Genomic DNA, 11443 nt, shown 5'->3' with positions numbered 1-11443 from the left:
TTTAAAACGGTTTTAGTCTCAATAAAATAACTTAGTTTTAGTGTTATTAATTAAAATTGTGCGAGGAACGCGATGCAATCGCGCACCAGCGGGGGCTGGAGCAATTTAAAAAAGCTGCTGAAAAATCGTCCAATGTGAAAGAGTATCAATTTTGGAGACACGATAATAAACCTATCGAATTATGGAGCAACAAGGTTATTTGGGAGAAGATCAACTATGTACACAATAATCCCGTTGAGGCTGGATTGGTTTATAGGGCACAAGATTATGTTTATAGCAGTGCTTCGGATTATGCAGATGAAAGAGGATTGTTGGATGACATTGTGGTGTTTCAGTATTATGATTGAATTGGGAATAGGAAAGTTTAATTAAAATTGTGCGAGGAACGCGATACAATCGCGCACCAGCGGGGGTTTTCATGATATTAGGAAATAACAATATCTTTAGAGGATGAGTCGTAACTATAAATTCCTTAATCCTGAAGGACTTTATTTTCTAAGCTGTGTAGACGAAAACGGATTTTTGGAAGATATTGTGGTGTTTCAATATTATGGTTGAATTGGGAGTTATTAATTTAAATTGTGCGAGAAACGCGATGCTCTCGAAGCTTCGGGAGGCACCAGCGGGGAATCGAAATTATGCCTTAAAAATTGTGATCGCATTAATAAGCTAAAATATGAATCACAAATTGTATCTTTACTACACTGAATAAAATTATCATTATGGATTTAAAAACACGCAAATACAATTTTATACAAGAACTCTTTAAGATCGATAAAGAAAAAGTTATGACTGCTTTGGAACGTGTTTTGAAACAAGAAATAGAAGAACAACTAGAAATATCAAAAGCTCATAAAAAGGAACTTGATAGCCGATTGAAAAGCTTTAAAGACAATCCTGAAGATGTTCTGGACTGGGAAGAGGTAAAACGGGATTGGTAATGGATTATGAGATAAAATTACTACCAACTGTTCAGAACGACCTACGAAAAGCTAAGAAATGGTACAGTGATAAAAACAAAGCATTGGGTGAAGAATTTAAAGTAGCGGTCAATAAGGAAATTAACTACATCGGCAAATATCCAGAACACTACCAAAGAAAGTATAAAGAACTACGTCAGTCGTTGGTAATTCGCTTTCCCTACGCTATATATTATTTATTGGATGAAGCACAAAAAAGGATTGTAGTATTTGGACTACTGCACACAAGTAGAAATCCAGAGATTATCAGAAACAGAATGTCTGAATAAAATTCAATAGCCAGTAAAGTCTGCTTTGTTCCACGAATCTTATAGTTTTTCGGTATTATGGTTGAATTGGGAGTTATTAATTTAAATTGTGCGAGGAACGCGATGCTCCCGAAGCTTCGGGAGCGCACCAGATGGGTATTTTGTCTTTTAATAAGATCAATATTCCAAAGGTTCTTTTCTTGCTGGACGTATTCTAATTGTATAAACGTTTTCGTTATCAAATAGGTACGAAATCCTATACGTATGTTTTTCGAAGGCTCGTATATTTCCATTGTTATTTATCTTTAACAAGTCGAGCTTATAAATTTCTAGATCCGTCGCTAATATTGATGTCGACTCATATATTTCAGTGATAATCCGCGAGGAGATTTCAATAGATTTTGAATACTCCAACAAATCCAGAAAAGCTGTATGTAAATCTACCTCTGCTTGATGAGTCCAGATTATTTTTCTATCCATTGCTCCATGCGCTCTTTAATTTGTTGATGTGTAAATCTATTACCATCTTTAATGTGTGCAATGGATGCTTCGAGTTCTTGATTGTATTGTTCTTTGGAAATTCTTTCCGAAGTCATTTTTTTATTATACTTCAACATGCTTTTTATTGCCTATATAAATATTGGATCTTTCACTTTGTCCAATTCCTTATGTATCCATTTTAAATCAGCCTGTAAATCCATAACGATGTTTTTTATTATAGTAAATATACAATTTAATACTTATTGGAAATTTAAAACAATATTTGATTATAAACAATCCAGGAAATCCCTCCGCTCCCGCGCGATTATATCGCGTGGTTTTCCACCTTCTTAAAATTCCATCTCGAAGCTACATTCCGATTCTTTTTGGAAAGCAAAAATTAGAGACTTTATAGTCTTTTAGTATTTTGTTTGAGGATTAGTGCTTTTTATTGAGCTGTAGAAAACCACACGAGAGGACTCGTGCGGTAGCAGAGGGCTGACTCCTTCGAATTTCGTTTCGTATGGTAGTGGGAAGAAGTCAACCTACTTAATAAAAACCCTTCATGATTCTTTCATTTATCATTTTTTCGCTTTCCTAATTTCGTTTTTACTTATTCAAAAGCTATCTTTGGACCAATGCAAGAAGTAAAAATAATAGAATGTCCGCGCGATGCTATGCAAGGCATCAAAGAATGGATTCCCACCGAGCTAAAAGTGAAGTATATACAATCACTATTGCGCTGTGGTTTCGATACTATAGATTTTGGAAGCTTTGTTTCGCCAAAGGCTATCCCGCAAATGCAGGATACAGCCGCGGTGCTTTCACAGTTAGATCTATCTGCTACAAATAGTAAATTGTTAGCAATTATCGCAAATCTACGCGGGGCAGAAGATGCTGTAAAACATCCGGAAATTCAATATTTAGGGTATCCTTTTTCGATATCTGAAAATTTTCAGATGCGCAATACCCATAAAACAATTGATGAGTCGATAGTATTGTTAGGTGAGATTCTAAACATTGCAGATAAAAATAACAAAGAAGTTGTTGCCTACCTGTCTATGGGCTTCGGAAATCCTTATGGCGATCCCTGGAATGTCGAGATAGTAGGAGAGTGGACAGAGAAGCTTTCTGCCATGGGTGTTAAGATTTTATCGTTAAGTGATACAGTTGGTTCCTCTACACCTGAAATTATTTCATATTTATTTAGTAACTTGATCCCTAATTATCCTCACATTGAATTTGGTGCTCATTTGCATACTACCCCAAATGCATGGCACGAAAAAATAAGCTCGGCTTTTGAGGCTGGCTGCAGAAGGTTTGATGGTGCTATTCAAGGCTTTGGCGGTTGTCCCATGGCAAAAGATGAGTTAACAGGAAATATGCCTACCGAAAAAATGTTAAGTTATTTTACAACTGAAAAGATTTCGAGTAACATAAATCCTATGTCTTTTGAAAGCGCATATAATGAAGCTACTAAAATTTTTACTAAATATCATTAATAAATAAAGCTTAATTTAAACTGAATTATTGTAATTTGTTAAGCTAAAGCTTTTTACATTTTAATTTAATATTTATTACAGATGAAAAAAACTTTACTATTTTCTTTTCTTCTTGCGATTCTTTGCTCTGGGTGTTCAATAATTAACTCAATTCCAAAGGAAGATCCTATACAAGGTGCGGGTGCTGTTACCTTAAAATTTATTCAAATTAACGATGTTTACGAGATTTCTCCACTGAACGGTGGTGAGTATGGTGGGTTGGCAAGAGTAGCATATATACGCGATTCTATCAAAAAGGATTTTCCTAATACATTTATGTTTCTAGCCGGCGATTTTCTCAACCCTTCTCTATTGGGTACTCTAAAACACGAAGGGGAAGCGATAAAGGGAAAACATATGGTGGATGTACTAAATGCTATGGAAATAGATTTGGTGACTTTTGGAAACCATGAATTCGATTTAAGTGAATCGGAATTACAAAAAAGATTGGATGAATCGAAGTTTAAATGGACATCAGCAAATGTACGGCATGCTACAGAAGAAAAAGTAAGCCCGTTTACAACAAAATTGGAGTATACTAATGCACCAATTTCCGACTATGTAACATTTCCGGCATATGATGAAGAAGGAAATCAAATTCAATTTGCTGTTTTTGGCGTTACCTTACCTTCAAATCCGAAAGATTACGTGTCCTATGAAAATATTTACGAAAGTTCTAAAAGAGCGTATAAAGAAGCGATACAAAAATCGGATTTTGTGGTTGGCTTAACACATGTATCTATTGAAGAAGATTTAGAAATAGCCAGACTTCTAAGGAATTTACCGCTAATAATGGGAGGTCATGAACATTTTAATATGTTGTTAAAAGAAGGTAGAACTATTATTACCAAAGCCGATGCAAATGCAAAAACATTATATGTCCACACCCTAATTTACAATTTAAGAACTAAAATGCTATCAGTAGCTTCTGAGTTGGTGTTTGTAGGCAGCGATGTGCCTTCGGCTCCTAAAGTAGAGCGAGTGGTAAAAAAATGGGAAGATTTGTTGGATGATAAATTAAAGGAAGTTGTGGATTCTCCTTACGATGTTATTTATAAAGCTGATGAAATACTTGATGGGACAGATGATGCAAATAGGAGTAAGCAAACTAATCTAGGTGGTATAATAACAAAATCGATGGCACATGCGTATAACAATAAAGTAGCGGGTGCAATTGTTAACGGAGGCTCAATACGTATTGACGATAATTTGCAGGGAAATATTACTAGTACAGATATTTTTAGAGTGCTACCTTTTGGAGGGAGTGTATTAAAAGTTCAGCTTAGAGGAAGTTTACTAATTGAGGTACTAGAGTATGGCAATAATCAAAAAGGTTCAGGCGCATATTTGCAAAGACATAACTTTACTCAAAATTCTAAAGGTACATGGTTAGTACAAGGGGCTCCTATAAATCCTAAATATCGTTACACAATCGCCATAAGCGACTTTCTTATGAAAGGGCTAGATATTCCATTTTTAACGCAAGAAAATAAAAGAGTATTAAAAGTATACACCCCTTCTGAAAAAGAAAATGCAGCCGATATTCGAAAAGCAATTGTCAACTATTTAAAGTCAAAGAATTAATTATTGTGCTTACTGCATTTTCAAATTTATTGGAATAAAGTAGCTAATACGTAAATGTTTTAAGCTTAAAAGGTATGTGCCGTTATCACTATAAAAGTCTAAACTACTTCTCATTACAATATATTTTTAAAATTTATTTAAATTAAATCTAAATAAATTTGCGAGATTTCTATATCACTCTTATTTTTGCGGCTGAAAATTACACTATTTTAATTCAGTCTAAATAATATTTGATGAAAAATTTATTTTTATTTACCTCACTTTTAAGTGCTACCTTTTTTATTTCGTGTTCTTCAGATGATGATCAAGCTATATTGGAAAATAATATTGAAACCCCAGAAACTTACAAATTTATGCGTGATGGGGAGTCTACCGTTAATTTTAATGGCCAAACTACTCGTATTCTAATGGCTGGCGAGACAGCTCGAGCATTTACAGATTTTGATAATACTACCGAAGCATCATTATTAGCTATGTTTAATCATGAAGCTGGAAACGACGACTTTTCTGATGCTACGCTAAATGCTTCAGGTAAGAATTTAAGAAGTAAATGTGCTGCATCTTATGATTACTTTGCAACAAATACTGCTGAAAGTGCTCAGATTAAAGCCACTTTTGATGACTATATTATTTCACAAACCAATGAGGTGTTTCCAAACAAAATGGTTGTAGCATCACCAGGAATTTCCGGACAGATTGCCGATGGTGACAAAACTCGATATGTAAATGCTAAAGGTTTAGAATATAATCAAGCATTTGCCAAAGGTATTATAGGAGCACTTATGACAGATCAAATGTTGAATAATTATTTGAGCACTTCAGTTTTGGATGAAGGTGATAATCGTGAAAACAATGATAACGGAATAACCGAGGAGAATAAAAATTATACCACTATGGAGCACAAATGGGATGAGGCATACGGGTATCTTTATGGAACCTCTGCAAATCCTGAAAACCCTAACTTAACTATTGGCGATGATGATAAATTTTTAAATGAATATGTTGGTCGCGTTAATGACAATTCAGATTTCTCAACCATAGCTGCAGATATATGGAATGCATTTAAATTAGGTCGCGCTGCTATTGTTGCAAAAGATTATGAGGTTCGCGATGCTCAGGCCGCGATTATTCGTGAAAAAGTTTCAACTGTACTTGCCGTTCGTGGCATATTCTACCTTCAGGTTGGTAAAAATAAAATTGCTGAAGGTAACCGTGAAGGATCATTTCACGCATTATCAGAAGCTTACGGTTTTGTTTATAGCCTTCGTTTTGCCAGAAATTCTGAAAGTGCTACACCACTTTTCACTAGAAATGAAGTAGATACTCTTTTAGCGATGTTGATGGATTCTTCTGAAAATGGTTTCTGGAGTGTTACGCCTGAAACTATTGATCAGGTTTCCGAAGCCATTGCTACAAAATTTGATTTTACAGTTGCACAGGCAGCTACTAACTAAAACAATTAACTCAACTCTCCCCACTAATATAATTTTGGTGGGGTTATAAATTTATTACTATGAGATTCCTTCAAGTTTCTGTATTATTAATTACGATATTTACGTCTATCGTTGCGTGTTCAAGTGATAATGATACCCCGCAAGATGAAGGTGATAACTTTGATCGTGGTACAATGTTAGTTAACTGGGCAGACAATATTATAATTCCTGCCTATACCAATTTTAACCTAAAGGCTACTGCGTTAGAAGCAAGTACAGCACAGTTTACTGCAAATCCCACGGCGGAAAATTTACAATTGCTTAGATCAGCATGGAAAGATAGTTATGTATCGTTTCAAAATGTATCCATGTTCGAAATTGGAAAAGCGGAGGAACTTCGTTTTAGAAATCGGTTAAATGTGTATCCTGCGAATACAGATCAAATTGAAAATTTTATTTCCAGTGGAGATTATGATTTTGCCCTGCCTTCTACCATAGATAAACAAGGCTTTCCAGCTTTAGATTATATGCTAAACGGATTGGCAGAAAACGATACCGAAATTATTCAGTTTTACACTACAAACGCAAATTCCGAAGGTTATAGAAACTATCTTTTAGCATTGTCCGAATCCATTTCATCTTTGAGTAATGCGGTTTTAGATAGTTGGATTAACGGTTATCGCGATACTTTTGTAGCTAATACAAGTTCATCGGCATCTGGAGCCGTTGATAAACTGACCAACGATTACATTTTTTACTTCGAAAAATCGCTTCGTGCCGGAAAAGTTGGTATTCCAGCTGGTGTATTCTCTGCCGAAACTTTGCCTCAAAATGTGGAAGCATATTATAAGAAGGATATTTCAAAGGAACTTTTATTGGAAGCAATTGCCGCAAGCCAAAATTTTTTCAACGGAAAGAGTTTTGACGGAAATGAAAACGGCCCTGGCTTTAATACGTATTTAAACTATTTGAATACCATTAAAAATGGAGAAAATTTGGGTGATTTGATAAATAGTCAATTTGCGGTTGCAAAAACTAAGGCCAATGAATTAAATCCAAATTTAGCTCAGCAAATAGAAACGGATAATTTTAAAATGCTAGAGACTTATGACGAATTACAACGTCTTGTAATTTTAATGAAGGTAGACATGGTGCAAGCCTTTGACGTAAGTATAGATTACATAGATTCTGACGGGGACTAAAATACCGAGAAAATTAATCTAGCTTCATAATTAAATTGGCTTATTTCCAATTAATTGGAATACAATGTTAAAAGGAATTGATAGGTATTTAAATAAAACTACGCAGGCCGCTCCATTAGCGGTCTTTCGTGTTTTATTTGGATTTATGATGTTTTTTAGCATTGTTCGTTTCTGGGCGAATGGGTGGATCGATAAATTATACGTACAACCAAAGTTTTTCTTTAGCTATTACGGTTTTGAATGGGTGAAACCAATTGGGGATTACACGTATATCATTTTTATAGTATGCGGTATCGCCTCCCTATTAGTGGCTTTGGGATATAAGTATCGTTTGGCCATTATCGTCTTCTTTTTAAGTTTTACTTATATAGAGTTGATGGATAAAACTACATATCTCAACCATTACTATTTCATAAGTTGTGTTGCATTCTTAATGATTTTTTTACCAGCTAATGTTTACTTTTCTATTGACGCTTTAAAAAAACCTTTAAATGCTTTTAATACCATCCCTAAATGGACAGTAGATAGTATTAAGCTTATGCTTGGTATAGTTTACTTTTATGCAGGGTTGGCAAAATTAAATAGTGATTGGTTGGTGCATGCAATGCCTTTAAAAATTTGGCTCCCTTCAAAATATGATTTACCCTTTTTGGGAGATTTGATGCAGCAACAGTGGCTGCATTATACGTTTAGTTATACAGGTGCGATTTATGATTTAACAATCCCATTTCTGCTTTTATATAAACCTACGCGATGGTTAGCTTTTACTCTGGTTGTAATCTTTCATATACTTACAAGAGTTTTATTTCCTATTGGAATGTTTCCGTATATAATGATTGTAAGTACGTTAATTTTCTTTGACCCAAGTTTTCATCAAAGTATCATTAATTTCATTTCAAGAATATTAGGTTGCGAACCTTCAAAAAATACTGCTAGTTCCAAAATAACAACATATAGGTTTAACAATAGTATATCTTTGCCCGTGGTAACGGTATTTTTTATAGTCCAATTGTTATTTCCTTGGCGATATTTGGCGTACCCCAATGAGCTTTTTTGGACTGAGGAAGGGTATCGTTTTTCCTGGCGGGTAATGCTTATGGAGAAGGCTGGCTATGCGCAATTTAAAATAAAAAATAAGGAAACTGGAGAACAATTTTTGGTGGATAACACAGATTTTCTAACCCCATTTCAGGAAAAACAAATGAGTACACAACCAGATTTTATATTGCAGTATGCACATTATTTAGGTAATCATTTTGCCGCGCAGGGGCATAAAAATATTGCTGTTTACGTAGAAAGTTATGTGGCATTAAATGGAAGACTGAGCCAACCGTTTATAAATCCAGAAACCGACTTAATGTTGCAAAAAGAATCCTTTTTACCAAAAAACTGGATTTTACCATTTAACCATAATATCAAAGGACTTTAAAGATTTCTCTATGTTTAAAAATACTTTATTGATTTTATTCTTAGGTTTTAATATTTCAGCTTTCGCACAATTTTCCATTTCGGGGCAAGTATTTTCAAACGAATCAAATAAAGCGGTTTCCTACGCAGAGGTTTATATTTTAGATTTAGGGAAATCTAGAATTAGCGACGCGGAAGGAAATTTTGAATTTGCTAATATTCCTGCGGGCACGTATGAATTTGCAGTCTTTAGTCTGGAATATGAAGTGTTAAAAAAACATATAACTATTTCAGAAAACACAACAATTTCTTTTAATCTTAATTTGTTGGGCGAACAGTTATCTGAAGTGCTTATTACAAAGAGAAAAGAAGAAATTTTCGCTTTACGAAATTTGAAACAAGTAGAGGGTACAGCTATATACGCTGGTAAAAAGAGTGAGGTTGTGGTTATGAGTAATCTAACAACCAATACAGCAACTAATAATGCACGGCAAATTTACGCCCAAGTTGTAGGTTTAAATATTTACGAAAACAACGATGGAGGGTTACAGCTAAATATTGGCGGTCGAGGTTTAAACCCAAACAGAACAGCAAACTTCAATACGCGACAAAATGGGTACGACATTTCCGCAGATGTTTTAGGCTATCCCGAAAGTTACTACACACCACCTGCTGATGCCATAAGAGAGATTGAAGTAGTGCGTGGAGCGGCATCACTTCAATATGGAACACAGTTTGGAGGTTTAATCAACTTTAAATTAAAAGAACCCAATATTAGAAAAAAGGTAGAGTGGGTATCAAGACAATCTTTGGGGTCCTTCAACCTTTTCAATAGCTTTAATAGCTTAAGCGGTACCGTAGGGAAATTTGGCTATTACGTCTACTACAATTTTAAAACGGGCGATGACTTTAGACCAAATTCCGAATTTGATTCTCATAATGCCTATGCGCATACAGATTATAAATTCACCAACAATACTAAAGTAGCTTTTGAAATGAGCTACTTGAATTATTTAGCACAACAACCAGGAGGGCTTACCGATAGACAGTTTGAAGAAGATCCTACATATAGTAATCGCACGCGAAATTGGTTTAAAGTAGACTGGAAACTATACTCACTTAGATTAGACCATAGTTTTTCCGATAAAACAGATTTCAGTTTAAATTTATTTGCCTTGGATGCTTACCGAAAGACTGTTGGTTTTCGTGAAAATAGGGTTTCACAAGAAGATGATTTAGATTCGCCAAGAGAATTAGTTTCGGGGAATTTCAATAATTGGGGAGCAGAAGCTAGATTTTTAACTCATTACAATTTACTAAATAACGAAAATGTATTGCTTTTGGGGGGTAAATATTACCAATCTAAAAATAGTGAACGCCAAGGGCCTGGTAGTGATGGAAGCGATCCAGATTTTAATTTCGCCAACGATAAATATCCTAACTATCCCAGACAGAGTGATTTTGAATTTCCAAACCTAAACATTGCTGTTTTTGGAGAAAGTATTTTTAACCTTAGCTCAAAACTCTCTATAACTCCAGGTTTCCGATTTGAATATATCAAGACACAGAGCGAAGGCGAATTCAAAAAAATTAATTTTGACATTGCGGGAAACCCTATATTGAATGAGAATATTGAAGATAATCGGAATTTTGACAGAGCTTTCTTATTATTGGGAGTGGGCATGAGCTATAAACCTTTGCGGTCTCTGGAAATGTATGCGAATTTAAGTAAGAATTATCGTTCTGTAACTTTCAATGATATTAGAATAACCAACCCGTCGTTAGTAGTGGATCCCAATATCACCGATGAGCAAGGATATACTTTCGATTTAGGTGCTCGTGGAAGGTTTGGAAAATATATTTCTTATGATATAGGAGGGTTCTTTTTAAGTTATCAGGATAGGTTAGGAGTTATTGTTCGTGAGGTAAGCGACATTCAGGAAGAGCGTTTTCGCGGCAATATTGGCGATGCCGTAACTTATGGTTTGGAAAGTTTTGTAGATTGGAATGTAATGGAGTCTTTCTCCACCAATAGCAACTTTAAGATGAATTACTTTGTAAACCTTGCACTTACTAATAGTGAGTATATTTCCTCGAAAGAAAATAATGTAGAAGGAAATAAAGTAGAATTTATTCCGGCAATTAATCTAAAAACCGGATTAGGATTCGGTTATAAAAACTTTTTAGGAAGTGCTCAATATACCTATTTAAGTAAACAATTTACTGATGCCACGAATAGCGAACGCGATTTTGAGAGTCAAAGCGGAATTGTAGGAGAAATTCCTGCGTACGATATTCTAGATATTTCTTTGGCTTATACCTTTGGTAATTTTAAATTGGAAAGCGGGATCAACAACGTTTTAAACAATAGTTATTTTACCAGAAGAGCTACTGGTTATCCAGGTCCAGGAATTCTTCCTAGTCAGTCGAGAACTTGGTATGCCACACTTCAAATTAAGCTCTAAGCTTAATATATTTTAAAATTAAAAGTTGTATATTTGCACGCAATTAAAACATAACTACATTCCGATTCTGTCACTTCAGTTTAGCCTCGGAAATTAAATTAAT

11 protein-coding genes are annotated in these 11443 nt (G+C 34.8%); 9 read left to right on the top strand and 2 right to left on the bottom strand.

The features are described from left to right. The first annotated feature begins 56 nt into the window (after positions 1 to 56). The 3 genes from K8344_RS12385 (at position 57) to K8344_RS12375 (ending at position 1249) form a co-directional block, all read left to right on the top strand. Complete coding sequence (locus tag K8344_RS12385; protein WP_237609002.1) at positions 57 to 347, top strand: hypothetical protein; 291 nt, start codon at positions 57 to 59, stop codon at positions 345 to 347. A 375-nt stretch (positions 348 to 722) separates the two neighbouring features. Further along, complete coding sequence (locus tag K8344_RS12380) at positions 723 to 941, top strand: addiction module protein (RefSeq protein ID WP_139856474.1); 219 nt, start codon at positions 723 to 725, stop codon at positions 939 to 941. Then, positions 941 to 1249 carry a type II toxin-antitoxin system RelE/ParE family toxin gene (locus tag K8344_RS12375; RefSeq protein ID WP_237609001.1) on the top strand — a complete coding sequence of 103 codons (309 nt, stop codon included), beginning with the start codon at positions 941 to 943 and terminating at the stop codon, positions 1247 to 1249. The genes K8344_RS12380 and K8344_RS12375 overlap by 1 nt, the downstream gene beginning before the upstream one ends. A gap of 156 nt (positions 1250 to 1405) precedes the next feature. On the opposite strand, the gene K8344_RS12370 is transcribed toward K8344_RS12375, so the two are convergent. Further along, a complete protein-coding gene (locus tag K8344_RS12370) occupies positions 1406 to 1708 on the bottom strand; it encodes a hypothetical protein (protein WP_237609000.1) in 303 nt (100 codons plus the stop codon). Continuing rightward, positions 1693 to 1824, bottom strand: a complete 132-nt coding sequence (locus tag K8344_RS14165) for a hypothetical protein (protein WP_262913430.1) — start codon at positions 1822 to 1824, stop codon at positions 1693 to 1695. The genes K8344_RS12370 and K8344_RS14165 overlap by 16 nt, the downstream gene beginning before the upstream one ends. Positions 1825 to 2346: 522 nt before the next feature. Between K8344_RS14165 and K8344_RS12365 the strand changes: the two genes are divergently transcribed. The 6 genes from K8344_RS12365 to K8344_RS12340 all read left to right on the top strand — a co-directional run bounded on the left by K8344_RS12365 (position 2347) and on the right by K8344_RS12340 (position 11340). Continuing rightward, entirely contained in the window at positions 2347 to 3210 is an 864-nt protein-coding gene (locus K8344_RS12365) for a hydroxymethylglutaryl-CoA lyase (RefSeq protein ID WP_237608999.1), read from the top strand. An 81-nt stretch (positions 3211 to 3291) separates the two neighbouring features. Continuing rightward, a complete protein-coding gene (locus K8344_RS12360) occupies positions 3292 to 4833 on the top strand; it encodes a bifunctional metallophosphatase/5'-nucleotidase (RefSeq protein WP_237608998.1) in 1542 nt (513 codons plus the stop codon). 233 nt (positions 4834 to 5066) lie between these two features. Continuing rightward, on the top strand, positions 5067 to 6287 hold the full coding sequence (locus K8344_RS12355; protein ID WP_237608997.1) for a DUF4856 domain-containing protein: 1221 nt from the start codon (positions 5067 to 5069) through the stop codon (positions 6285 to 6287). 59 nt (positions 6288 to 6346) lie between these two features. Then, positions 6347 to 7468 (top strand): imelysin family protein, encoded by a 1122-nt coding sequence (locus tag K8344_RS12350; protein ID WP_237608996.1) that lies wholly within the window; start codon positions 6347 to 6349, stop codon positions 7466 to 7468. Positions 7469 to 7532: 64 nt separating this feature from the next. Further along, positions 7533 to 8897, top strand: coding sequence for an HTTM domain-containing protein (locus K8344_RS12345; protein WP_237608995.1), 1365 nt, complete (start codon positions 7533 to 7535; stop codon positions 8895 to 8897). 10 nt (positions 8898 to 8907) lie between these two features. Beyond that, positions 8908 to 11340 carry a TonB-dependent receptor gene (locus tag K8344_RS12340; RefSeq protein WP_237608994.1) on the top strand — a complete coding sequence of 811 codons (2433 nt, stop codon included), beginning with the start codon at positions 8908 to 8910 and terminating at the stop codon, positions 11338 to 11340. Positions 11341 to 11443: the final 103 nt, after the last annotated feature.

The sequence above is a fragment of the Aequorivita xiaoshiensis genome (assembly GCF_022008395.1).
Taxonomy (GTDB): domain Bacteria; phylum Bacteroidota; class Bacteroidia; order Flavobacteriales; family Flavobacteriaceae; genus Aequorivita; species Aequorivita xiaoshiensis.
Note: the sequence above shows the minus strand (reverse complement) of the source record. Positions and strands in the feature narration are given on the sequence as shown.